25 protein-coding genes are annotated in these 25302 nt (G+C 42.6%); 16 read left to right on the top strand and 9 right to left on the bottom strand.

From position 1 onward, the window contains the following. Window positions 1-103: 103 nt before the first annotated feature. The 5 genes from petA to BCU57_RS15940 all read left to right on the top strand — a co-directional run bounded on the left by petA (window position 104) and on the right by BCU57_RS15940 (window position 3823). Window positions 104-694, top strand: coding sequence for a ubiquinol-cytochrome c reductase iron-sulfur subunit (gene petA / locus BCU57_RS15960; RefSeq protein ID WP_076539021.1), 591 nt, complete (start codon window positions 104-106; stop codon window positions 692-694). Further along, window positions 694-1908 carry a cytochrome b gene (locus BCU57_RS15955; protein ID WP_102439929.1) on the top strand — a complete coding sequence of 405 codons (1215 nt, stop codon included), beginning with the start codon at window positions 694-696 and terminating at the stop codon, window positions 1906-1908. Before petA ends, BCU57_RS15955 begins: the two co-directional genes overlap by 1 nt. Then, window positions 1908-2612: a cytochrome c1 gene (locus BCU57_RS15950; RefSeq protein WP_102439928.1), complete on the top strand. Its 705-nt coding sequence runs from the start codon at window positions 1908-1910 to the stop codon at window positions 2610-2612. The genes BCU57_RS15955 and BCU57_RS15950 overlap by 1 nt, the downstream gene beginning before the upstream one ends. A gap of 93 nt (window positions 2613-2705) precedes the next feature. Further along, entirely contained in the window at window positions 2706-3335 is a 630-nt protein-coding gene (sspA, locus tag BCU57_RS15945; RefSeq protein WP_076539012.1) for a stringent starvation protein SspA, read from the top strand. Beyond that, window positions 3335-3823, top strand: a complete 489-nt coding sequence (locus BCU57_RS15940) for a ClpXP protease specificity-enhancing factor (protein WP_102439927.1) — start codon at window positions 3335-3337, stop codon at window positions 3821-3823. The genes sspA and BCU57_RS15940 overlap by 1 nt, the downstream gene beginning before the upstream one ends. A 157-nt stretch (window positions 3824-3980) precedes the next feature. On the opposite strand, the gene BCU57_RS15935 is transcribed toward BCU57_RS15940, so the two are convergent. Next, window positions 3981-5264: a hypothetical protein gene (locus tag BCU57_RS15935; RefSeq protein WP_102439926.1), complete on the bottom strand. Its 1284-nt coding sequence runs from the start codon at window positions 5262-5264 to the stop codon at window positions 3981-3983. Window positions 5265-5470: 206 nt separating this feature from the next. Here BCU57_RS15935 and BCU57_RS15930 point away from each other — a divergent pair, with 206 nt between their 5' ends. The 7 genes from BCU57_RS15930 to BCU57_RS15900 all read left to right on the top strand — a co-directional run bounded on the left by BCU57_RS15930 (window position 5471) and on the right by BCU57_RS15900 (window position 15052). Continuing rightward, a complete protein-coding gene (locus BCU57_RS15930) occupies window positions 5471-6040 on the top strand; it encodes an anthranilate synthase component II (RefSeq protein WP_102439925.1) in 570 nt (189 codons plus the stop codon). 233 nt (window positions 6041-6273) lie between these two features. Next, window positions 6274-8760: a S9 family peptidase gene (locus tag BCU57_RS15925; protein WP_102439924.1), complete on the top strand. Its 2487-nt coding sequence runs from the start codon at window positions 6274-6276 to the stop codon at window positions 8758-8760. 125 nt (window positions 8761-8885) lie between these two features. Continuing rightward, window positions 8886-10028 (top strand): HDOD domain-containing protein, encoded by a 1143-nt coding sequence (locus tag BCU57_RS15920; protein WP_102439923.1) that lies wholly within the window; start codon window positions 8886-8888, stop codon window positions 10026-10028. 338 nt (window positions 10029-10366) lie between these two features. Continuing rightward, window positions 10367-11584 carry an aspartate aminotransferase family protein gene (locus BCU57_RS15915; RefSeq protein WP_102439922.1) on the top strand — a complete coding sequence of 406 codons (1218 nt, stop codon included), beginning with the start codon at window positions 10367-10369 and terminating at the stop codon, window positions 11582-11584. Window positions 11585-11694: 110 nt separating this feature from the next. Further along, window positions 11695-12714 carry an arginine N-succinyltransferase gene (gene astA, locus BCU57_RS15910; RefSeq protein WP_102439921.1) on the top strand — a complete coding sequence of 340 codons (1020 nt, stop codon included), beginning with the start codon at window positions 11695-11697 and terminating at the stop codon, window positions 12712-12714. Between the two features lie 10 nt (window positions 12715-12724). After that, window positions 12725-14185, top strand: a complete 1461-nt coding sequence (astD, locus tag BCU57_RS15905; RefSeq protein ID WP_102439920.1) for a succinylglutamate-semialdehyde dehydrogenase — start codon at window positions 12725-12727, stop codon at window positions 14183-14185. A 66-nt stretch (window positions 14186-14251) separates the two neighbouring features. After that, window positions 14252-15052 (top strand): DUF1338 domain-containing protein, encoded by an 801-nt coding sequence (locus BCU57_RS15900; protein WP_102439919.1) that lies wholly within the window; start codon window positions 14252-14254, stop codon window positions 15050-15052. Window positions 15053-15172: 120 nt separating this feature from the next. Here the strand turns inward: BCU57_RS15900 and BCU57_RS15895 are convergent, their stop codons facing one another. The 4 genes from BCU57_RS15895 to crp form a co-directional block, all read right to left on the bottom strand. Then, the gene (locus tag BCU57_RS15895) at window positions 15173-16531 is read right to left on the bottom strand and encodes an ATP-binding protein (RefSeq protein WP_102439918.1); all 1359 of its coding nucleotides are present in this window, start codon (window positions 16529-16531) and stop codon (window positions 15173-15175) included. Further along, a complete protein-coding gene (locus tag BCU57_RS15890) occupies window positions 16528-17202 on the bottom strand; it encodes a response regulator transcription factor (RefSeq protein ID WP_102439917.1) in 675 nt (224 codons plus the stop codon). Before BCU57_RS15890 ends, BCU57_RS15895 begins: the two co-directional genes overlap by 4 nt. Then, on the bottom strand, window positions 17183-17527 hold the full coding sequence (locus tag BCU57_RS15885) for a PepSY domain-containing protein (protein WP_076538976.1): 345 nt from the start codon (window positions 17525-17527) through the stop codon (window positions 17183-17185). The genes BCU57_RS15890 and BCU57_RS15885 overlap by 20 nt, the downstream gene beginning before the upstream one ends. A gap of 86 nt (window positions 17528-17613) precedes the next feature. Further along, the gene (gene crp, locus BCU57_RS15880; RefSeq protein WP_076538973.1) at window positions 17614-18249 is read right to left on the bottom strand and encodes a cAMP-activated global transcriptional regulator CRP; all 636 of its coding nucleotides are present in this window, start codon (window positions 18247-18249) and stop codon (window positions 17614-17616) included. A 375-nt stretch (window positions 18250-18624) separates the two neighbouring features. Here crp and BCU57_RS15875 point away from each other — a divergent pair, with 375 nt between their 5' ends. Together BCU57_RS15875 and BCU57_RS15870 are read left to right on the top strand one after the other, a co-directional pair. After that, entirely contained in the window at window positions 18625-19416 is a 792-nt protein-coding gene (locus BCU57_RS15875) for a tetratricopeptide repeat protein (protein WP_102439961.1), read from the top strand. Window positions 19417-19550: 134 nt separating this feature from the next. Further along, complete coding sequence (locus tag BCU57_RS15870; RefSeq protein WP_102439916.1) at window positions 19551-19988, top strand: hypothetical protein; 438 nt, start codon at window positions 19551-19553, stop codon at window positions 19986-19988. Window positions 19989-20272: 284 nt separating this feature from the next. On the opposite strand, the gene BCU57_RS15865 is transcribed toward BCU57_RS15870, so the two are convergent. The 3 genes from BCU57_RS15865 to BCU57_RS15855 form a co-directional block, all read right to left on the bottom strand. Further along, a complete protein-coding gene (locus BCU57_RS15865) occupies window positions 20273-21181 on the bottom strand; it encodes a phosphoribulokinase (RefSeq protein ID WP_102439915.1) in 909 nt (302 codons plus the stop codon). A 148-nt stretch (window positions 21182-21329) separates the two neighbouring features. Beyond that, window positions 21330-21596: a YheU family protein gene (locus tag BCU57_RS15860; RefSeq protein ID WP_102439914.1), complete on the bottom strand. Its 267-nt coding sequence runs from the start codon at window positions 21594-21596 to the stop codon at window positions 21330-21332. A gap of 2 nt (window positions 21597-21598) precedes the next feature. Next, window positions 21599-22561, bottom strand: a complete 963-nt coding sequence (locus BCU57_RS15855) for a hydrolase (protein ID WP_102439913.1) — start codon at window positions 22559-22561, stop codon at window positions 21599-21601. A gap of 98 nt (window positions 22562-22659) precedes the next feature. Between BCU57_RS15855 and BCU57_RS15850 the strand changes: the two genes are divergently transcribed. Next, complete coding sequence (locus BCU57_RS15850) at window positions 22660-23160, top strand: TAT leader-containing periplasmic protein (protein WP_102439912.1); 501 nt, start codon at window positions 22660-22662, stop codon at window positions 23158-23160. A 35-nt stretch (window positions 23161-23195) separates the two neighbouring features. Continuing rightward, entirely contained in the window at window positions 23196-24791 is a 1596-nt protein-coding gene (locus BCU57_RS15845) for a GMC family oxidoreductase (protein WP_102439911.1), read from the top strand. Window positions 24792-24822: 31 nt separating this feature from the next. Here the strand turns inward: BCU57_RS15845 and BCU57_RS15840 are convergent, their stop codons facing one another. Beyond that, window positions 24823-25272, bottom strand: coding sequence for a TIGR02444 family protein (locus tag BCU57_RS15840; protein WP_241901101.1), 450 nt, complete (start codon window positions 25270-25272; stop codon window positions 24823-24825). Between the last annotated feature and the right edge of the window lie 30 nt (window positions 25273-25302).

Genomic DNA, 25302 nt, shown 5'->3' with positions numbered 1-25302 from the left:
TATAATGAGCCCCGCCTCAAAGTATAGATTTAGCCGTTAGTGATTCTAATGTTGCTAAGTTATTAAAATATAAGAATTCCAACACCCTCTGGGAGATAAGTGGATGAGCAAAGCGCCAGTCGATACCGGACGCCGCAGATTCCTGACAGCCGCAACCGCCGTAGTTGGTGGAGCTGGTGCCGTCGCTGTAGCGGTGCCTTTTATTAAGTCATGGAATCCGAGCGCTAAAGCGAAAGCTGCAGGTGCACCGGTAGAAGTTAACATTAGTAAAGTAGAACCAGGTCAATTAATTCGAGTTGAATGGCGTGGTAAACCTGTATGGGTTGTTCGTCGTACCGAAACCATTTTAAATGAGTTAAGTTCATTAGATGGTCAATTACGCGATCCTGCTTCAGAAGAATTACAACAGCCCGCGTATGCAGCTAATCCTGCACGTTCAATTAAGCCTGAGTTCTTTATTGCTGTCGGGATTTGTACACATTTAGGTTGTTCACCAACTTATTTACCAGATAGCTTTGGTGAGCAAGTAGAAGGTGTATCTGCTGGTTTCTTCTGTCCATGTCATGGCTCTAAGTTTGATATGGCTGGACGTGTATTTCAGGGCGTACCAGCACCATTGAACCTAGTTGTACCTCCGCATCAATATGTCGATGATGGAACTGTACTCATCGGTGTCGACACAGGAGCTGCATAATGGTTAAGAATATCGTTGATTGGATTGATGCTCGCATCCCTATGACGGCGACCTATAATCGCCATGTTGGTCAATATCCAACACCAAAGAACTTTAACTTTTGGTATTTCTTTGGTTCATTAGCATTACTTGTTTTAGTTAACCAGCTATTAACGGGCATTTGGTTAACCATGAACTACGTACCAACAGCTGAAGGCGCTTTTGCTTCAGTTGAATACATCATGCGTGATGTAGAGTACGGCTGGTTACTTCGTTATATGCACTCCACGGGTGCCTCGGCATTCTTCGTGGTGGTTTATCTGCATATGTTCCGTGGCTTAATCTACGGTTCTTATCAAAAACCTAGAGAGCTACTTTGGTTATTTGGTATGTTGATTTTCCTCGTGCTAATGGCTGAAGCCTTCATGGGTTACTTGCTACCTTGGGGACAAATGTCTTACTGGGGTGCACAGGTTATTATCTCATTATTTGGTGCGATTCCATTTATTGGTGATGACCTCACATTGTGGATCCGTGGTGACTATGTTGTTTCTGGTGCGACACTAAACCGTTTCTTTGCATTACATGTTATTGCACTGCCTCTAGTTTTAGTTGTATTAGTTTTCCTTCACTTGATTGCTTTACACGAAGTAGGCTCAAACAACCCTGACGGTGTCGAAGTTAAAAAGAATAAAGATGAAAATGGCTGGCCAGTTGATGCTATCCCTTTCCACCCTTATTACACAGTAAAAGATATCATGGGCGTCGCCGGTTTCTTAATCGTCTTCTGTTACGTGTTGTTCTTTATGCCTGAAGGTGGCGGTTACTTCCTTGAAAAGCCAAACTTTGAAGCGGCTAACCCAATGAAAACCCCTGAGCATATCGCTCCAGTATGGTATTTCACGCCATTCTATGCAATTTTGCGTGCTATTCCTGACAAGCTTTTAGGTGTTGTCGGTATGGGGCTCGCGATTGCGGTACTGTTCGTATTACCTTGGTTAGATCGCTGTAAAGTGAAGTCGATTCGTTATCGTGGACTTGTTCATAAGATTAACATTGCGCAGTTTACCGTTTCATTCTTGATCCTAGGTTATTTAGGTGCGGTTCCAGCTACGCCTACATTAACTATTGCAGCGCGTATCTTTACACTTACTTATTTTGCCTTCTTCGTGGCGCTGTGGGTTTACAGTAAAAACGAAAAGACAAAACCAGTTCCTACGAGGGTGACGCACTAATGAAAAAGCTATTAATCGCATTAGTTACATTGTTACCAACGCTAGCAATAGCGGCTGGTGGCAACAATGAATTTGTTAAGAGTCCTGATCCGGAAATCAACCTACATGACAATGAGTCATTAGAGCGTGGTTTAGACTTATTTCAACAATACTGTTCAGGTTGTCATAGTACCCAGTACCAACGCTATGGCCGTGTTGCTGAAGATTTAGGTATTTCAGTTGATGACATGCGTAACAAGTATATGTTCACCGATGCTAAAGTGGGTGAGCTAATGGAAAACTCTATCCCTGAAGCTGACGCAGCTAAGTGGTTTGGTGCAGCGCCACCAGACTTAACTTTAGTGGCTCGCGTGCGTGGTGCCGATTGGGTTTATTCATACCTTAAAGGCTTTTATAAAGATGAAAGTCGTCCATTTGGGGTAAACAATACTGTTTTCCCATTGGTGGGTATGCCCCATGTTCTTGAAGATTTACAAGGTATTTCTGTAAAACAAGAAGATGGAACGCTAGTTGCGACTGGTGGCTCTATGAACGCAGAAGAGTACGATCAAGCGGTGCGAGATATCACCGGTTTCCTTGTATATTCAGCCGATCCAGTGAAGCTTGAACGTGAAGCTTTAGGCTGGTGGGTACTCGGATTTCTATTCTTTTTCTTCATCATTGCCTATTTGTTGAAGAAAGAATACTGGAAAGATGTGCACTAGACACGAATAACGGGTAAAATACATTATTCGCATACTCTAAACGAGGGGCTTAGCCCCTCGTTTGTTTTGTTTTTCCGTTTCTGGAGGATATCAATGGCTGTAGCTGCCAACAAACGCTCTATCATGACACTGTTTTCAGGTGCCGATGATTTATATAGCCACCAAGTACGTATCGTACTGGCTGAGAAAGGGGTAACTGTTGATGTATTACAGGTAGACCCTAGCGAGAAGCCTCAGGAGTTACTTGACGTAAATCCTTACAACTCAGTTCCGACTTTAGTTGATCGTGAATTAGTATTGTATGAGTCTCGCATTATCATGGAATACCTGGATGAACGCTTTCCACATCCACCATTGATGCCAGTATATCCAGTTGCTCGCGGACAAAGTCGTCTAATGATGCACCGTATTGATACTGACTGGTATGAATTGGTTGCCCGTATTCGCCGTGGCGACAAAGCTGATGCTGCTCGTAAAGAGTTAACTGATAGCTTGGTTGCTTTAGCGCCAGTATTTGCTGAAATGCCATACTTTATGAGCGAAGAATTTGGTCTTTCTGATTGTTACTTAGGGCCGCTATTATGGCGTTTACCTGAACTAGGTATTAACCTTGATGCCCGTACTTCTAAAGATATCCATGCTTACATGACACGTATTTTTGAACGTGAATCATTTAAAGCATCGTTAACTGAGGTTGAGCGCGAAATGCGCATGGGCATGTAATGAAAGCAATTACCCCTAATCGTCCATATTTGTTGCGGGCTTACTATGAGTGGTTGATGGATAATCACTTTACCCCACATGTTGTCGTGGATGCATTTGTGAAAGGGACTCAAGTACCTCAAGAGTTTGTTAAAGACGGTCAAATCGTACTTAACATAGCTGGCGGTGCTGTGGGAAATTTGCAAATGACCAATGAATTTGTCGAGTTTAATGCTCGTTTTGGTGGTGTACCGCAGCAAGTCGTTTTACCGATGGCTGCTATCGTGGCAATTTATGCCCGTGAAAATGGTGCTGGTACCGTGTTTGATATGGAAGATGCTTATATGGCAGAAGATGAATCTGAAGATTTATCACCTGCTACAAGAGCATTTTCTACAGTAGAATCGACCGTAGATGCTACTGTTGACACTGCTGTATCAACTGAAGAAAAGCCAACTGGTGATTCTGAAAAAACTAAAGGACGTGCTCATTTAACGGTTGTTAAATAGTCGGCTCAAATCATAAAAAAACCAGTTATTAGTCCTAGATTAGTAACTGGTTTTTTATTGTCTGTTATTTACTGAGTGGCATAGTGTGCAGCTATTGAAGTCTCAGTAACATCTTAAACTTATCTTGCTAGTTTTACTTCCACTCCACTGAACTGTCCTAGTGCTTAAGCGCATGGGCTGCTAATCTTGTTAGTTTGAAAGCGACTTTTAAACAACGGTTTTCCAAATTATCATTTTCAATTTCTAGCTGGTATCGCGCCAAAATAGCCAGATAAGCACAGAGCTGCTCGCTATCCATGGCTAATGCTAATTGGGCGATTGGTTCGATAAAGGTTTGGTACTGATTTCGATAGCGAGCATTAGGAAATTGCTCACTAGGGTCCCAGTCTTGCCATAGGCAAAGATCCACTTGCTGTTGAAATTGGCATAAGGCTTCAGGGCTTATATCCACCTTAGGCAGTTGCTTTATCATCATCGCTAACAATGCTTCAACACCACTGGCAATCTGTTCTTCTGGGGTGGGTTGGTCAATAAAACAAAACTCGCCAAGGCTGAGTTGTGCATTATCAGATACGCAGGCGTCCTCAAGCTGTTTTTTGCGACCTTGATGCCAAGCAAAACTCACGAGTGGGTAGTTGGCAACCGCTGCGTTGTAATTAACACAAGCCAGGTATTCATTTTGAATATCTGGGAAACTGTCTAAGGGATAATGAGCCACTATTACCGGAACTGTTAACAGATAGTGAGGGTGTTGCTCGGTTAACTCAAATGTTGGGTAATTCAAAATAATATTTAGTGCATGATTGAGCGAGTGATCTTTATCAAACGCGCAGGGCCAATATTGCTGTGATAAAGCATGACTTGGCTCTATATACGGCGCTAACGCTGTGATTGTTTGTTGATCCCAACAAGCATGCACTGCGCGAATATGACCAAAATCCAAAAACAGTGGCAATGACATAAACCAATCTATCCATTGATAAATTGATTCGTCAGCGGGATCAAATAACGATAGGAAAAAGGGGCCTTGTTGGCTTAGGCTATCTGAATTGAGTGCTAGCTTGCTCGCGCTAACTAAAGGCTCGTCTGTGATCGGGTGGTGTTTACTCCAACCTATGGCGTTAAACTCATTTATGCCAAGCAAACAATAAGCATAACCTTCATCAACCAGCCGTTTTATAAAGTTGAGTAAGGCGATGTGCTCAATAGCGGCTGCATCGGTTTGAGCAGGCTGGTGTGACGCAATTAAGTTGCCACAAAAAACTAACTTAACAAATTGAATACTCGATTGTGGATCATCGATATCAAAATCAATTTCGGCTAATAAATCGGTTAACTTGTCTAAGCGACCATAAATATCACCAATAAAATAAAGACTGACATTTCCCACCTGTGTGACTTGTGTTCCTGAAACTTGTGTATTTAAAAATTGCATTCCCATAGTTTACCTTCCTAAGATGGCGGTAGGAGCCACTGATATAGAGCTATAGTATAACCTAGCAATTAAACGTTACAGTCAACAAAACCAGCGATAGGTCTAAACGCTTAAGCACTGAGCAAAGCTATGCTATTATCCGCCACCATTCAGGTATTTTAGCTTTCCTGATTAATTATTCTTATAAAGCAATCTTGTACTTAGGGTCCTTAATGCTGTTAATGATTGATAACTACGATTCGTTTACTTTTAACTTAGTGCAATATTTTCAGCAGCTAGGTTTTGAGATTATGGTAAAGCGTAATGACGAGATCAGCATTGCAGAAATCCAAGCCTTAAATCCAACTCATTTGGTTATTTCTCCAGGCCCTTGCTCGCCTAATGAAGCGGGGATCTCATTACAAGCAATCGAATACTTTGCCGGTAAACTGCCAATTTTAGGGGTATGTCTAGGTCATCAAGCCATTGCACAGGTGTTCGGCGCTAATGTTGTTCGTGCTAAAAGAGTGATGCATGGTAAAACCAGCAAGATAAATCACCATAAAGCTGGCTTGTTTAAACAGCTTAATCAGCCACTTACAGTTACCCGTTATCATTCTTTACTAGTTGAAAGTTTACCTGATGGTTTTCAACTTGATGCATGGTTTGATGATCCAATTCATGGCCGTGAGATCATGGCGATGCGCCATAATAGTTTGCCTATATTTGGGGTGCAATTTCATCCAGAAGCTATTTTGACCGAACAAGGTCTTGAGTTACTACAGAATTTTTTAAATTATTAACTTGCTCATTTGGGGCCAATGAGTCGCATTTGGATCCCTTTATCATCTTCTAAACGGCTAACCTTACTTTCCTCTCCAATAATCAATAATTTCCGTTACAACTTTGACCAAAAAAGCTCACAAGTTTACTCCTTTTTTATGATATAAAAGAGCAATAATAAAAGCACTTGCCAAACAGTGGTTAACGTTTAGGCGAGAATATACCAAACATCTTTGATGACAAAGGATTCAATATGACAAGGCTACTGCGCAATACTGCGCTTAGTGCGCTTTCTTTAGCGATCATTTCTGGTTGCAGCGCGACCGCAACTAGCAATAACACCCCAAGCATTTCTAACGCAGCTTCAAGTTACACAGTGCCGCTTGCGACACCTCCTCAAGTTGAACAGCCTTTAACCTTAAATCAGATCATGGCCAACCCTGATTGGATGGGTGTGTTAGCTAAAAATGCTTATTGGGGCGATGATAGTCAGTCAATTTATTTTAATCGACAAGCACATCAGGCGCCAATTGCTGAGGTTTATCAGCAAGGCGTGAGTCAAACTCAGGCAAGTCTTATTAGCTTGAATCAGTTGCATTTAACTGATCAAAAGCACGGTGTGTTGAGTGCAGATAAATCGCAAAAAGCCTATATCTATCAGGGTAATATATTCGTTAAGCAATTAGCGTCAGGGGACGTAAAACAGCTTACCCGCGTGAATACTGCCATTGATGAGGTTAAGTTCCTTAGTAGCGGCGATTTGGCTTATTTTCAAGGTAATAGTGTCTTCAAGATACATCTGCAGACTGGGTTAACTGAGCAGCTAGCAGATGTGCAAATGGCCAATGCCCCTAAAGGGGTTAGCGATCCAGAATCTTACATTGCCAAACAACAGCATCGTTTGATTGCCTATGTTGCTTTGCAGCATAACAAGAGTAAAACCCGCGCTGAATATGCCGAGGAGTTAGCGGCGCAAGACCCGACTTTTGCGGCTAAAACTTGGTATTTAGGCGATGATGAAAAAGTCTCTGATATGAGTCTTTCCGCTGATGGCCGTTACTTAGTGGTTAACTTAGTTGATAAAGACTATAGCTGGCGCAGCGAGCACGACATCATGCCAAATTATCTAGGTAAAGATGGCTATGTTGATGCAGTACCAGCAAGGGCGCGTGTGGCTGAAGACAGTTACCCAGGTGAACGATTGGTGGTCCTAGACTTGGTCGATCACGTTAAGAAAGATATCACTATTGAAGGTCTTGATGGTTACGATGCCGACGTGTTAGCCAGTGTAAAAGCTGAAAATGCCAAAGCCAAAGGCGAGCGTTATAACAGCGAAAAATCGCCACGGGTATTGCAACTGATGCAAGATTGGACTTGGAGTCAAAGTCCGATGCAGTGGCATGAATCTGAAAATAAATTGCTGGTTATGATTGAAGCGGTTGATAATAAAGATCGCTGGATCGCCAGTGTCAACCTTGAAACCGGCAAGCTAAAAACAGAGCACCGTTTACATGATGATGCTTGGGTTAACTACACCTTTAATCAATTTGGTTGGGTGGGAACATCTGAGTCATTCTATTACTTATCTGAAGAGTCTGGTTATTCACAGCTTTATGTTAAAGGTGAAAATGGCAAGACCAGCGCACTTACCAATGGCGAATATGTGGTTGATCAAGTGACCTTATCACCCGATGCGACGCATCTTTATTATCGTGCTAACAAAGACCACCCTGGAACTTATAATGTTTATCGGGTTGAGATTGCTAGCGGTAAAACTGAGCAGCTGACCCAGTGGACAGGTACCCTTGATTATGAGTTAAGCCCTAATGGTCAATCGTTGCTATTAACGGCATCAACAGCCACCCAACCTAATGAGCTGTATGTGCAGCCAATTGGCGGCGAGCTTAAGCAGTTAACTCATTACACCAGTAAAGCGTTTGCAGATTATGCATGGCAAGCCCCTCAAGTAGTAAAAGTACCATCAACTCATGGTGCGAAAGACATTTACGCTAGAGTCTATTTACCTCAGGGCTATGATGCTAATAATGCTGAAAAATATCCTGCAGTAATTTTTAACCATGGTGCGGGTTACCTGCAAAATGCCCATAATGGTTTTTCTGGCTATTTCAGAGAGTTCATGTTCCATAACTTATTAACACAACAGGGTTATGTCGTCATGGATATGGATTACCGTGGTTCTAAAGGTTATGGCCGCGATTGGCGCACCGCTGTGTATCGCAATATGGGTCATCCTGAAGTTGAAGATTTAAAAGACGGCGTTAGCTGGATGGCGGCTAACAGTCATGTTGACGGCGCTAAAGTAGGTACCTATGGCGGCTCTTATGGCGGCTTCTTAACGTTCATGGCGTTATTTAATGAGCCTGAGTTATTCCAAGCGGGCGCAGCACTTCGTCCGGTCACCGATTGGGCGCATTATAATGCGCCATATACCTCTAACATCTTAAATACCCCAGATGTTGACCCCATTGCCTATGAAAAGAGTTCACCAATTGAACACGCACAGGGTTTACAAAAACCATTGCTGATCATGAGCGGTGTGCTCGATGACAATGTGTTCTTCCAAGATAGTGTGCGCTTAGTACAACGCTTGATTGAGTTAGAAAAGCCGATGTTTGAAACCGCGATTTACCCTGTTGAGCCACATGGCTTTAGACAGGCATCAAGCTGGTTAGATGAATATCGTCGTATCTACAAATTGTTTGAGCAAGAGCTAAAGTAATGATGCGTTTTACTTAAGCTGATTTAAACCATAAGGCTTCCATTTGGAGGCCTTATTTGTAACGATAAGCAGCAGTTGAAATATAATTTTCATATAACTAACACAGAATTAAAGGCAGTTTATTTGTGGCAGTGTCGGTAGCAGGTGGCGTAAGGCCAGGAAAAGTCATTGAAGTTGAGCGCAGGCTGTATAAGCAACTGATTATGGGTAAGGAAAAGTTACCCTCGCAGCTTGATGACTTAGATAAGCAGTTAGAAGATGACGCCAATAAACTTGAAGTTGAACGTTTAGCCATTAAAGCACGTTTAGAAGAGCAAGCGCGGGCTCAGTTGGTGTTACAGCGCATATCAGAGCAATTGACTAACACTGTCATAAGCTCCCTTGAGCATCAGCTCAATTCACCTCAGCAGATGTTAGCGCAATCGGGTTTAAAAGAGTCCCATATTTTATTATTGGATTTACTGCTTAACAAAGAACCTGATCTGCGCCGAGTGCGATCGCTTGTTGAAAATATCAGCTGGCTATCGACCGATCTTATCAATTTAATCAATAGCCCAGCCTCGAGTCACCGCAGACCGCAGCGATCAGAAGTCAAAGTAACCGACATTAAGTTAGTGCTTAATTATATTGGCATTGAAAATTTGCAAGCTGTGATCCCTTACTTTTGTTTACGGCATTGGCTGCCATCGGGCAATACTAACCTGATTTGGGCTAGTCGTAAGTTATGGCGTTACAGCATGATCACCGCCATAGCGGCCAAAGCATTGGCAGCGCTGCATCAAAAGGATGTGGCATTGGTTTATAGCGCAGCTTTGATGAAGCAATTAGGCGCAGCGACTATATTAAATGCCAGCGCCAGACAATTTGAAAACACATGGGGAACCTGGCTACGTGAGACCAGCGCCAAAGGGGATAAAACCTTATACGATGCGGTAATGGCCTCAGCATTTCCAGCTGAGGAAGTGTTTGAGCAAGTGATGTCCTATGGTGAGCAGCTTAATTGGCAATTATTGGACTTAATGGATTTTAACCAGAGCCAGCTAACCCAAGTGCTAAAAGAGCTCGATTTAAATTATCACTTTAGCGAGTTTTCCACAGAAAGCGCTATCGTTGCCAAAGCCAGTTGTTATGCAAAGGTATTAATATTAGAGCAATCGCGTTTAATTGAGCCGCAAGAGAAGCGAGTGTTATTTGATTATTATGAATTTACCGAGCAAGAGCTGATCCGTTTAAAATCGCAAAATTACCGCAAGCTTAATTTAGTTTAAAGTCAGGCTTTATCCCCCTTAAGTATGACTAAATCTTGTTTAGTTATGCATTTATGATGAATAGCTAGTTTATTTGAGGCCAAATAACTTTTTTTATGACTATTTATGCTAAAAATAAGCTGTAATAGCACTTTGTATGTGAAGTTTGTTAACTCTTTATGCATTATTCATTTAAGTTATGAATAGTTAACCGCTAAAAACTGGTATTTTGATCACGTTTTAGCTAATAATGACCTGCAAGCTATACAAACATCCGCAGTCAACTTAAACCAAAATCAATACAGCAAGCGGAATAGAGTGACTTAAGTGTCGCTAATAACTTTAAGGAACGAAAAGCAATGAGCGTTGAAATGAACTTAACACGTGCCCAATTTGATGAAGTCATGGTGCCTAACTATGCGCCAGCAGCCGTAATCCCAGTTCGCGGAGAAGGCAGTCGAGTTTGGGATCAACAAGGTAATGAGTTTATTGACTTTGCTGGTGGTATTGCAGTGAATTGTTTAGGTCATTGTCACCCAGCACTTGTTGGCGCCCTAAAAGAACAAGGTGAAAAGCTGTGGCATTTATCAAACGTAATGACCAATGAGCCAGCATTAGAGCTGGCGACGAAACTGGTTAACGCCACGTTTGCTGAGCGTGTTTACTTTGCTAACTCAGGTGCTGAAGCCAATGAAGCTGCACTAAAACTTGCCCGTCGTTACGCATTAGATAATCACGGCCCACAAAAAGATCAAATCATCGCCTTTGATAAAGCATTCCATGGTCGTACCTTCTTTACTGTTACTGTGGGTGGTCAAGCGGCTTACTCTGATGGTTTCGGGCCTAAACCACAAAGCGTTACTCATGTACCATTTAATGATATTGCCGCTCTAGAAGCGGTAATTTCTGATAACACTTGTGCCATCATGCTTGAACCACTTCAAGGTGAAGGCGGTATTATCAATGGTGACCCAGAATTCTTAAAAGCTGTGCGCGCACTTGCTGATAAGCATGACGCATTAGTTATTTTTGATGAAGTGCAAACAGGTGTTGGCCGTACCGGTGAGTTATTTGCCTACATGGGCACCGATATTGTGCCTGATATTTTAACCAGCGCCAAAGCCCTAGGCGGCGGTTTCCCAATTGCTGCAATGCTAACCACTGCTAAAATTGCCGCACATCTTAAAATTGGTACTCATGGTTCGACTTATGGCGGCAACCCATTAGCGTGCGCTATTGGTAATGCTGTTATGGATGTGGTGAATACGCCTGAAGTACTGAATGGTGTTAAGCATCGCGAACAGTTATTCCGTGATGGTTTAGCGGCAATCAATGCCAAATATAATGTGTTCTCAGAAGTGCGTGGTAAAGGCATGTTATTAGGCGCAGTACTTAACGAGCAATATGCAGGCCGTAGCCGTGACTTCTTAGTTGCATCGGTTGCAGAAGGCTTAATGAGCTTGATTGCTGGCGCTAACGTCGTGCGTTTTGCTCCATCTCTTGTTATCCCAGAAGCTGATATCGCTGAAGGTTTAGCACGTTTCGAACGTGCTGTAGCTAAAGTGGTTGCAGGTTAATAGATAAGTAAAGCGTAAGGGTAAAACCTTGCGCTTTTTTATTGGGTTATCGGTAATGAAAAGTCTGTTTGTTGGTGACTTTTTATTACTGGATTATCAAGGAGAGTCAGATGCTAATCATACGACCGATTCGTGGCAGTGATTACGAAGCACTTTACAAGGTCGCCGTTGAATCGGGTCATGGGTTCACTTCCCTGCCAGTCAACGAAGAGCTATTACGCTCTAAAATCGCTAGAGCTGAAGCTTCTTTTTCCAAGCAAGTTGAGAAACCTTTCGATGAAGGTTATTTGATGGTGCTTGAAGATTTAAAAACCAATCAAGTTGTCGGTACCTGCGGTATTGAAGCCGCTGTCGGGATGGAAGATGCCTTTTATCATTACCGTTTAGGCACTGAAGTCTATCATTCTAAACAAATCTCAGTTCGTAACGAAGTGGAAACACTGACGCTTTGCCATGACTACACTGGCGCTGCAGAGTTATGTACGCTGTTTTTAAATAAAGAATATCGCAGAGGCTATAACGGCCGCATGCTTTCTCGCTCGCGTTTTTTATTCCTCGCTCAACATGAGCAACGTTTTGGCAGCACTGTAATTGCTGAAATGCGCGGCGTAAGCGATGAAAAGGGTGATTCACCTTTTTATGAGTGGTTACAAGATCATTTCTTAGGCATTGATTTTGTCGAAGCCGATTATTTATCGGGGTTAGGTAAAAAGGCCTTTATGGCTGAAATGATGCCAAGAAGCCCGATACATGTATGCCTATTGCCAAAAAAAGCACAAAAAGTGATTGGCGAGGTGCATAGAAATACTAAACCTGCGCTGAAGTTATTGCAGGCTGAAGGCTTTAAATTTAGAAATTACGTCGATATTTTCGATGGTGGTCCAACAGTGGAGTGTGCGCTAAGCGACATCCGCGCCGTGAGTCAAAGCCGTCTACTTACGGTCACTATTGGAAAGATGCCTCATGCCGATCATCAATATCTTGTCGCCAATACCTTGTTAGCGGATTACCGCGCAACAGCGGCAAGAATTTTAGTTTCACAAGAGCATGATAACGTCACCTTAAGCCCACAATTAGCTGAAGCGCTAATGGTTGAGCAAGGCCAGCAAATTCGCGTATTAGAACTGTAGGAAACAGCAAATGACACAATTTATCAAAGGCCAATGGTCTAATGGCGAAGGTCATGAAATTACATCACTCAACCCAGCAAATGGTGAGGTGATCTGGAGCGGTAAAACGGCGACAGAAGCCCAAGTTAATAGCGCCATTGATGCCGCAAGAAGTGCGCAGTTTGACTGGTTTATGCTTGGCTATGAGGCGCGTTTAGCCATTGTTGAAGCGTACCGCAGCGAACTTGAAGCGCACAAAGCTGAGCTTGCTGAAGTGATAGCCCAAGAAACCGGTAAACCTCAGTGGGAAACCGCCACAGAAGTGGGCGCTATGATAGGCAAAATTGGCTTATCAGCTGCAGCGCATGATAAGCGTACTGGTACTGAAACTAATGACATTCCCGCAGGTCGCGCCGTTTTACGTCATAAGCCGCACGGCGTTGTTGCGGTATTTGGCCCTTATAATTTCCCTGGTCATTTACCCAATGGTCATATTGTTCCAGCCTTACTTGCGGGTAACACCGTGGTGTTTAAGCCATCAGAGCTAACTCCGAAAGTCGCTGAAGAAATGCTAAAACTTTGGGGCAAAGCAGGTTTGCCACAAGGTGTGATTAACTTGGTTCAAGGCGAGCTTGAAACCGGTAAAGCATTGGCCTCGCACCCGCAAATTGATGGACTATTCTTTACCGGTAGTTCTCGTACTGGTCACTTGTTGCATCAGCAATATGCAGGGCATCCTGGCAAAATTTTAGCCCTTGAAATGGGGGGTAATAATCCATTAATTATCAAAGACGTCACAGACACTAAAGCGGCCGTTCACGATATTATTCAATCAGCTTATATCTCATCTGGTCAACGTTGTACTTGTGCACGTCGTTTGTACATCCAGCAAGGCGCCGCAGGTGATGCGTTAATTGCTGAGCTTATTACCGCGATTAAGCAAATCAAAGTGGCTAGCTGGAATGCACAGCCGCAGCCATTTATGGGTTCGATGATTTCTGCAGCCGCAGCTAAAGGCATGGTTGCCGCGCAGGCTAACTTGTTGGCATTAGGTGCGACATCGCTTATTGAGCTTACTCACGTTGAAGCGGGGACTGGTCTAGTGTCTCCTGGGTTAATTGATGTGACAGCAATTGCAGAGCTGCCTGATGAAGAATACTTTGGTCCATTGCTGCAATTAGTTAGATACCAAGCCTTTGATGATGCCATTGAGATGGCAAACAACACGCGTTATGGACTTTCTGCTGGTTTGTTGGCGGATAGCCGCGAAGATTACGATTACTTCTTAGCCCGTATTCGTGCAGGTATCGTTAACTGGAATAAGCAAATCACTGGTGCATCTGGCGCAGCACCATTTGGTGGTGTTGGTGCATCAGGTAATCATCGTGCAAGTGCATTTTATGCTGCAGATTACTGTGCTTACCCTGTGGCTTCTGTGGAAGCGGATAGTGTTAGCTTGCCTGCGACATTAAGCCCTGGTTTATCTATCTAGTGATCTAGATTGCAATGAAGGCAATGACTTTTGGGTCATTGCCTTTTTTTAAAGAAGGATTTTATTATGCATACCGACGTTAACACTTTATTCGCCGCTTTATGGCAAGACTACATCAATATGACGCCCTCGGCGGCAAACATTCAGCAACTGTTAGGGCAGGGAAAACCGATCATTAACGATCATATTGCCCTGCGTACCTTTAATATTGAAAAAGTTAACCTTGCTGTATTGGCGGCTCATTTTGAGTCGCTTGGTTATGTTGCCAGTGGTGATTATCACTTTGAGCAGAAAAAGTTGATTGCCAAGCATTTCGAGCATCCCGATCCGCATCAGCCTAAGGTGTTTATCTCTGAGCTGTTAGTGGAAGAATTTAGCCCTGAAGTGCAAAGCATTATCCATGGTTTAGTTGATCAAGTGGATGCTGCGGCGACAACTGCGGATAATTTTTTATATTCAGGCTGTCATTGGCGTGTCGATATCGCCACTTACAAAACCTTATTGGCAGAAAGCGAGTACGCAGCTTGGGTTGCGGCCATTGGTTATCGCGCTAACCATTTTACGGTTTCCATTAATGAGCTGCCTGATTTTGAAACCATTGAATCAGTCAATGAAACCCTAAAAGCTGCTGGCTTTACCTTAAACACCGCTGGTGGTGAGATTAAAGGTTCAGCTGAAGTGCTATTAGAGCAGTCATCAACGATGGCAGATCGCATGGCGGTCAGCTTTGCAGATGGCGAACTTGAAATTCCAACTTGTTTCTATGAGTTTGCCCGTCGTTATCCGATGGCTGACGGTGACCTGTATACTGGTTTTGTCGCCGCGTCTGCTGACAAAATCTTTGAAAGTACTAATGCTGTCAAATAATGCTGCTAGCTAAGTCGGTAGAATTGCGTTAATTTTACCGCTAATGAAAATGCCAAGTAAGTCAGTTTATCTGGCATTTTTCATTGTTAAGTTGCAAGGTTTTAGTACGCCATTAAGGGATTATGTTACGGCGCTACCATCTGGGGTGGTATTGGCAAATATAATGCAAACATGTAAGCCTTTTAACACATCACCACGCTCGAACTTGAGTTGATAACCATATTGCTCAACAATTTCTTTTACAATGGATAACCCCAGCCCATGGCCTAACACGGCTTCATCTAAACGTTTACCGCGATTGGTCAGTTGGCTGATTTGATCGTCATTGACGCCGGGGCCATCATCTTCGATACACAGGGTTAATGTTTGTTGCTGCTGAGATACCGTCAAATTGACCGCTGAATTTGCCCACTTGTAAGCGTTATCTAATAAATTACCAAACAGCTCCATACCATCTTCACGGTGTATCGGCAGGCGACTTATGTCATCGCTGACATCAATGCTGCAATGAATGTTTTTATGGTGATGTACTTTATCTAGAGTGCTAATGAGCGCCTCAAAATCACGTGGCACCACCATTTGCGCTGCTGGCAGCATATCACCAGTAATTCTAGCTGCAGTGAGCTTACGTTCGATCATGTTGCGGATCAGGTCTAATTGCTGCTGCATGGCTTCAGCCGCTTGCGGGTTTGATAAACCCAATACTTCAACTTGTTGCTGCATCACGGCTAATGGGGTTTTTAGGCCGTGGCTTAAATTACCTAAATTATTTCTACTGCGCTCAATTTGATTAGCGGTGTAATCTAATAATTCGTTATAGGTTTCAGCTAAAGGTTTTATTTCAACTGGAATCTTGGTGACTTCTAGGGCATCGATTTCACCTTGGCGTAATTTGGCCAGTGAAACTTGAATGTGTTTAACTGGCTTAAATGATTGGCGTAGAATGATAAAAATACCGCCAATCATTGCCAGTAGCATGGCGATATTAATCGCCAACTTAGTGCCAAACACTTCACTAAAGACCCGCCGGCCAATACTTAAGTCTTGAGCAACCGTAAGGGTGGCAACTTTATCGCCATTGATTGAGCCTATACCAATCGATAATAACTGCATGTCATTATTTTTTGGCCCTTTGGCTTGCCATACCCGGGTTTGATCATGCTGCAATAATTCGATATCTAATTGCACATCCCATAGAGAACGGGAGCGGATCACTTGATCATCGGAGTTAAATTGAAAGTATCGACCTGAATAGGCGGGTTTGTAAAAGCTGGAGAGTTGGTTTTGGTCGATGATAATTTCACCAGCATTGATATGGCTGGCGATAATGATGTGTTCTAAATCTTCTTCGAGACGATTGATGATAGAGTCATGAAACGCTTGTCTTAACATGGACTCAAATAATATGAGTCCGATGACGGTGGCAATAATGATTAAACCGCTAAGCCATAAACTTAGCTTACTGCGGATTGATATCATTCAACAATGCCGTGAAAAATATACCCTTGGCCACGGCGGGTTTCAATGGCGGTTTTACCAAGTTTTTTACGTAAATGGGTAACGTATACTTCAACCACATTTGATTCTTTTTCATCGTCAAATTGATAAAGCTTATCGGTAAGTTGTGCTTTTGAGAGTAATTTCTTTGGCGACATTAAAAATATTTTTAATAGTCTAAATTCCATGGCGGTTAATTCGTAATGCTTGTCACCGATATGCACTCGTTGCTCTGACTCATCAAGGGTAATGCCACCATAACTCAACTGCTTTGATGAGGTATTAAGACGGCCATGGGCACGATGAATAAGTGCCTGAACTCGCGCTAACAGCTCTTGAGCATGAAAAGGCTTACCAAGGTAGTCATCAGCCCCCGCATTAAAGCCTTCGACCTTCTCGTGCCACTGACTGCGCGCAGTGAGCATAATCACCGGCGTATCAATGCCTTTTTCACGCCAAGACTCGACGAGTGTTAAGCCATTACCGTCAGGCAAGCCAATATCCAAAATCACACAATCGTATTGAGTTTCTTTGATGAGGTAATCTGCTTCAACAGCTTTATCGGTTACATCAGTAACGTAGCCGGCTTGTTTTAGTTGTTTTTCAAGCTCAGCAACTAAGAGGGTGTTATCTTCAACGAGTAGCAGTTTCATTTATTTGGCATTCACTTGGTAGTTGGTCAATTGACTCTGGCATCCCATTTGTAGCATCGAGAAATAAATGGATGATATGCCCTTTTTTTATCTTTAACTGTAAATCATAACGCCATTTGTCATCCTCTTGATAGAGGCTGGCATCAATTAATTCACCCTGACAGTATTGTGCAAGTAAAGTGAGGGAATAATCAAGCGAACGAATGCTACCGGATGTAACTAAGCGTTGAACTTCATCATGTGGTAGCTCTGCAGTCATTGCTTGAGATGCTGGTGTTAGAGTCGATATAAGTAGACTGAGTAGTAATGCAGTCAGCAGCCTCATCAGACAGACTCCCATAAAAAAAGTGATAATTAGAATTGCTAATTATCACTTTAATTAATCACCCTTAAATCAAGCTGAAGCTTAACTTAACGAGTGCCATATACCACAATAGTTTTACCGTGAGCTTGAATAAGATTTTGTTCTTCAAGCATTTTTAATATACGGCCAACAGTCTCACGTGAACAACCTACAATTTGACCAATCTCTTGACGAGTGATCTTAATTTGCATGCCATCAGGGTGAGTCATTGCATCTGGTTGCTTAGCAAGGTGTAATAATGTTTGTGCGATGCGTCCAGCAACGTCTAAGAAAGCTAAATCGCCGACTTTTTGGCTAGTGCTGTGCAAACGGTAAGCCATTTGCGCAGTTAACTTCATTAGAATTTCAGGATTAACCTGAATCAGTTGCTTGAATTTCTTGTAAGAAATTTCTGCGATTTCACAAGGTTGTTTGGCACGAACCCAAGCTGTACGTTCAGCTTGTTCTTCGAATAAACCAAGTTCACCAATAAAGTCACCTTGATTAAGGTATGAAAGGATCATTTCTTTCCCTTCTTCATCTTTAATCAATACAGCGACTGAACCTTTAACGATGTAATACAAGGTATCAGACTCTTCACCTGCGTGTATCAAGGTGCTTTTCGCTGGGTATTTATGGATGTGACAGTGTGAAAGAAACCATTCCAAAGTTGGATCAGGTTTAGGCTTGCCAATCAGAGCCATGTGTATTTCCTCGATTGATAAAATGAAAGTAAGGACTATCTAATAAAGTAATTGTACTTGAGTTAATCGTGTAAAACTTTGATGAAGATCGAGTTTAACATTATGAAAAAACAGTCAAGTACGGTATTAAGTTATTAAATTAGAAATTTATTTTTGCAGCTGCACGCCACATTATTATCTAATTTAGTCTTATCTGTTTTAATTGGCAAGTTGATGTTTCTTTAAAAGCATTGTTTTATCAGATTTTTATCAAGCTTTAGATTGAAGATGAACGATTTATTATGATTAATAGGGATTGGTTTATTGTAAAAATCCCCATTGGTGGTTATTGTTAATTTGATTATCAAAGTTGAATCGCTGCAGTACGAGGTTAGTTTGAAATATTCGCAGAAATTATTAAGTGTTGGCTTAGCCTGCTCATTAGGTTTATTGACGAGTGTCAGTGCGCCAGTCAGTGCCTTTTCAATTCCTCAATCGAAAGCATCTCAAGCGGCTAGTAAATTAGTTCATATCCAATTGCGGGCGGCGGAAGGCAATGCCGACGCACAATTTTTATTAGGGCTAATGAGTTTAGCGGGGCGATTTGTCGACCAAGATATTGATCAAGGCATTTATTGGGTCGAGCAAGCGGCGCTACAAGATCATATTAAAGCGCAGCAAACTTTGGCAGATTTAACCTTTGAAGGAAAGTTATTACCGCGGGATTTAGCGGTAGCAGAAAAATGGTACCAGTCTTTAGCTAAGCATGGCGATCCACGAGCTCACTTTCGATTAGGCTTTATTTACTCTGCTGGTGGCGATGGTGTAACCCGCAGTTGCGGCAAAGCTTTAGAGCAATTCACCCAAGCAGGTGACGAAATTGCGCTGGGGAATGTGGCGTGGATTTTAGCGACCTGCCCTGAAGAAGAGTATCGTAATGGGTCAAAAGCGGTGCAGCTTGCACTGCAATTGCTTGAAAGTAACGCTAACGATCCGACCAACTTAGATAACCTTGCTGCTGCTTATGCCGAAATGGGTGAGTTTGAACTGGCTGTTGATACCCAACAAAAAGCCATTGAAGCATTAAAGCAAAACCCAGAAGTTGCCCAGAGCGATGAATTTATCATGCGACTTGAACAGTATCAGCAAGGCAGGGCTTATCGTGAAATCATTCCATTAATGAATTAAGCAATGTTTTGTTTGAATTGAAACGGCCAACAAGGCCGTTTTTTTGTGGCTAAATTTTAGTGCGCGTGGACAAATCATAGCTATTATTAGCTGATGATTAGAGTCAGTTTATTCATCACGACTAGGCGATCACAATGAATGGAATTGTAGATAATAAATTAAAGCTCTATCAGCTTACGGTGATATTTAGCTTACTGTTTTCGCTAATGGGATTCTCATATAACGTCTGGCGTATGGAGATAACAGAGCATAATAGCAATGTTAGAACAGCAAGTTTTGAAGTGCTGCTAGAGCTAGAGCTAGCGCAATTAGAGCAATTGGTCTATGCGGCGCATTACGATAATGATACTGAATTAGGTAACCCTAGGGTGGGATGGGTCAAAGTGGGCTTAATTGAAGATTTAAGTTCATTAACCAATGATCAAGTCAGGCTTAAAGCACAAAATTTAACCTTGGTTTGGTCAGAACAATGGCAACAGATGCTAGAGAGCGAAGCTGCAAGTATGGAGATTACCGCTAAAATTGATTTGGTTCGGGCTGAGATAAAACGCTTACTGGTCTCGTTAAATTAACGGTTTAACAGGGCGAGTTGAAATGGTTTTAGTCTTAATTGAACGCGGCTTATAAGGGCGCTTCAAAGAGCAAGTGACAGGAACAGCGAATAATAGAAGCAGGTTTGCTGATATGCCCAAGTGCGCTAACAGATAAATAAGGGGGAATTAACACCCAAGAGCACATCAACTATCGTTCTTTCGCCTGAAGTCCCGACAGCGAGAATGATAATGGTTTAGGCTTAAATTAAGCTTAACCTGCCAAGTTTACTTGTATTACTTGTATTACTTGTATTAGTCGTTGCTTATTCTGCTGGGCTAGCATCATCGAGCTGTTGTACTTCATCGGCAGCTGCTTTTTTCTGCATAATATCTTTAATCAGTGGGGTTAATATTAACTCCATTGCTAATGACATCTTGCCACCAGGCACGACTAAAGTATTGATGCGTGACATAAACGAGCCGTCAATCATTCTTAAGTAATAAGGAAAATCAACATTGTCAATATCTCTAAAGCGGATCACCACAAAACTTTCGTCTAAGCTGGGGATGTCTTTAGCGCTAAATGGATTGGAGGTATCAACTGTAGGAACTCGTTGAAAGTTGATATGGGTGCGAGAAAATTGCGGCGTCATATGTTTAATATAATCATCCATACTGCGCACAATCGAGCCCATGACTTTTTCGCGGCTATGGCCTCTATCTGAGGTATCGCGAATGATTTTTTGAATCCATTCCAAATTGACAATGGGCACCATGCCAATCAATAAGTCCACATGCTTTGCAACGTCAGCATCTTCTGTGACCACGCCGCCATGTAAACCTTCATAATACAACACATCAGTTTTTTCAGGTAATGGGTGCCACTGAGTAAATGTGCCGGGCATTTGGTTAAATGGCACCGCTTCATCAAAGGTATGTAGGTAACTACGAGTTTGGCCTTGGCCTGTTTCGGCATAGCTTTGAAAGCATTCTTCAAGTTTGACGAAATTATTGGCTTCAGGGCCAAAGTAACTGAGGTTGTTATTTTCAGCCTGTGATTTTCGAATTAATACTTCCATCTCTGCACGGGTGAAGTTATGGAAACTATCCCCTTCAATAAACGCTGCATTAATGCCCAGCTGGCGGAAGATATGAGTAAATGCTGTGGTCGTTGTTGTTGTGCCTGCGCCAGATGAGCCAGTAACAGCAATAATGGGGTGTTTAATAGACATTTATCCTACCTAGATCAAACGTGAAGAAGTTAATTATGATGACAATTCAGTATTTTATAATCCGTTAGTCATTCACATTCACATGTTTCAACCTGAAGAAAAACAGACTCTATTTATACGGCTTGAAACGGGTTAGGTCAATCTTGCATTAAAAGAATGGCTCTTTGTCATCACTGTTTGGATGAATGATCTGCTGTTTTTGTCTAATGGCAATGGATTCATCTTCTTCGCTAAATTCAACTATGAGTTCGCCTTGTTTTAAAGCTTGTTTACATTGATTTATGGCATTTTGTAACTGAGCGTCATCGGTTTGGCCAAAAGAGCCATCTTCAATTTGGGTAAACAAGTACTCTTTAATTAAATTGTCTAATGTTGCTGGTGGCAGTTGTAGCAAGGCATCATAAGGAATAAGCATAATTAGCTCTTTAAAAAATGGATAATTCTTGATTCAAGGTAAAAACGTGGCTTCCAAGGAACGCCGCCGCTGATAAAGCCAACATGGCCGCCCTTAGGGTGTAACTCGTATTCCACATGTTCTGATAATTCTACTGCCGCAGGAATGACATCATCGGTCATGAAAGGATCGTCTTGAGCATGGATAACTAAGGTCGACTTGCTGACATTTTTTAAAAAAGGCTTACCACTGGCTCTTTGGTAGTAATCATTAACGTCAGCAAAACCGTGTAAAGGAGCCGTCACTTTATCATCGAATAAATAAAAGGTGCTTAATTGCTGAATTTGCGCTTCAGTGACGGGCATTTTCTCAACCAAATTGCTTTGCAGTACTTTGCTGTGCATTTTGGCTTGCAGTTGCTTTATTAAATGCTGCTGATAAACTTTTGAAAAGCCCTTTTCTAATTTTTTAGCACAGGCTGCGAGCCACAAAGGCGCTGAAACAATTATGGTTTTTTCTAGCAAGCTTTGCTCGCCTTGTTCACCTTGATATTTTGCCAGTACATTGCCGCCTAGGCTGTAGCCGACGGCATACAGTGGTGATTCTGGGTACTGCTGATGTAACTGAGTTAGGGTAAAGTGAATATCTTCGGTGTCGCCACTATGGTAACTTCTGGCTAACCGATTTGGCTCGCCTGAGCAACTACGGTGATGATGGACAACAGCGCATAAGCCATGGTTTTGGGCGGTTTGTAGCATACGCCTGACGTAGTGTGATTCACTACTGCCTTCAAGTCCATGGAGGATCACTAAAATTGGCTGGCCATTTTGCGGCTTGCCTAACCAATCCAAATCAATAAAATCACCGTCAGTCAGCTCTTGGCGCTGTCTGTGGGTGTCTGGTTTGGCCACCTTAAATAAAACAGGTAAAATCGTTTGAATATGAGGACTTACTGCCCACCATGGTGGCGTGAAAATCTTTTTCATAAGGGTATGTATAGTGCAATAGTTTGTGAATGTTCAAACGTATGTTTAAATGTTGTTAGCGACCACTTTATCACAGATGTTTGCAGCAAGGGATAACTATGAAACGAAGAACCTTTTTGGCTGGCGCCTTTACCGGTACCGCTGCGCTGGCCTTGGGTGTGAGTTTATACACCCCAGACATTACCGATCATCCTGATGAAAATCATCGTTTACTTTTTAATGTGCTAATCCCTATTTTTATGGATGGCACTTTGCCAGAAGTTGCTAATTATCGCGAAGCCTTTATTAATCGTACCATAGTCGCGATTAATCAAACCATCAGTGTGCTGCCTGATGATCAAAAAAGCGAGATTAATCAGCTATTAAATCTACTTGAGAGCCGGATGGGTTTATTGCTGCTAACGAGTAGCCTGACGCCATTGATGCTTCGCTCTGCTGATGAGTTAGTGTTGATGCTAGAAGAGTGGCGCCATCATTTTCTGCAAATGCTGCAAACTGCCTATCTTGGCTTACGGGAATTAGTGCTATCCAGTTATTATGCCTGCCCAGAGCATTGGGGACGGTTACATTACGCTAAACCCACTTTTTTGACCGCCTAATTTTCTTTGATGTAAACCGTGTTTAGGAGTGAGACGTGGCCGCTAATATTATTGACCCCATTACAGAAGGTTTAAAAGCCGGCTGGCAACATATTGATGCGAGTAAACTTGAAAACGATCAGCATTTTGAAGCAGACGTAGTGATTGTCGGCACGGGCGCGGGGGGCGGAACGGCAGCTGAAATCCTCACTCAAGCGGGTCTTAAGGTCATCATGGTTGAAGCTGGACCACTTAAATCGTCCAGTGATTTTAATATGGAAGAGCGCCGTGCTTACCCTGATCTATATCAGCAAGCAGCAGCGATGAAAACCGCTGACAAAGGTATTGGTATTTTTCAAGGTCGCAGTGTGGGCGGCTCAACGACGGTTAATTGGACCACCTCAATTCGTACACCTGAGCAAGCCTTAGCATTTTGGGCCCAAGAAAAGTCAGTTAAAGGCCTATCGTCAGAAAGCTTATTGCCATGGTTTGAAAAAATGGAAACGCGGCTAAATATCAGCGAGTGGCAATTTCAACCTAACCGTAATAATGCGGCCTTAAAAGAAGGCTGTGAAAAACTCGGTTGGGAATATACGGTGATCAAACGTAATGTTAAAGGTTGCTGGAATACAGGTTATTGTGGTATGGGGTGCCCGGTCAACGCTAAGCAGTCTATGCTGGTCACCACCATACCGAGTGCCTTAGAGCAAGGCGCTCAGTTAATATCAAACGCTAAAATTACTGATCTACAGCATAAAGCCGATAAAGTGACTGGTTTAACCGCCAGAGCGCCTCTTGCTTCAGGCCATGGCGCGACTCTGACTTTTAAGGCGAAGCACTATATTCTTAGTGCGGGTGCTCTTCATACGCCGACGATTTTAATGCGTGCTAATACCCCAGATCCTTATCAGCTTTTAGGTAAAACTTTTCTTCATCCTACTTTGTTATCAGGCAGCATTTTTGATAAGCAAATTGATGGCCATAGCGGCGCGCCGCAATCGATATATTCCGATGAATTTGTATGGCGTGATGGCGCTGCTGGAGAGCTGGGTTATAAATTAGAAGTGCCCCCGATCCATCCAGTATTAATCGCATCAAAAACCATTGGTTATGGTCGTAGTCATGCCGAGTTAATGACCCAGTTTAACAATTTACAGGTGATGATTGCCTTAGTGCGTGATGGCTATTCGGCTCAGTCTCCAGGTGGGCAAGTACGCTTAACTGATACCGGCTTTGCGTTAGATTATCCGCTACAAAAACCTTTTTGGGATGCGGCGAGAAGGGCGTTTGCCACTATGGCAGAGCTGCAATTTGCTGCAGGTGCTAATGCCGTGTTGCCCATTAATGATGGTGTTGGCAAGCAGCTTAACTGGCAACAAGCCAAGCAAACCATTGCCACTATGGATATTGGTTTATTAAAAACCATTGTAGCCTCTGCCCATGTAATGGGCGGTTGCGCTATGGGAGAAGATAAAACCCTATCGATGGTCAATAGTGAGGGGAGCTCCCATTATTTTGAAAACTTGTCAGTTATGGATGGCTCCATGTTTCCAACTAGTTTAGGTGCTAATCCGCAGCTATCGATTTACGCGATTGTGGCCCGAAATGCGACCTTATTGGCAGAGCGTTTAAAGCCGTCAGTTAAGGTTTAATGCTATGTGATTTTGTTAGTCTGCAGCGGTATTAAATTGCGTGTAAATTTTTAAAATCATCATGGTTAATCCCGAATAATGATAAGTAGTTATCGGTATTTTCATTTGCGCAATGCTGATTCGCTTTAATCTCTGGGGTAACAGTGTTGAGTTTTGTTAGTAGCATTTGCTGGGATTTACGTTCCAGCATTAACTCAATGTCGAGCATCTGCTGATATTCATTAGCTTTAATATGCTCTTTCGCTAAACGGCGCAAGGTGCGATAAGGGTTAACGACCTTGGTGTCCCAATCGTTTATGGTAGCCGCTAACGCTTGCCATTGGACTAAGGGCAGTAGATAGCCTTTTTTATCAAGGTATTGCGCCAGTAGCAGCATGTTAACATTCACTTGGTAAGCATCCTGAAGGCTGATGTAGCGCTTAGGTTCAATAGCGTATTGGCTTTCACATTCTCGCCATAGTAATGAATTAAACTGCTGCACTGATCCTATCCCTTGTTATCTGCATTATGA

It is taken from the genome of Shewanella sp. 10N.286.48.B5, from assembly GCF_002874355.2.
GTDB lineage: Bacteria > Pseudomonadota > Gammaproteobacteria > Enterobacterales > Shewanellaceae > Shewanella.
This window is presented reverse-complemented; position numbering and strand designations above follow the sequence as displayed.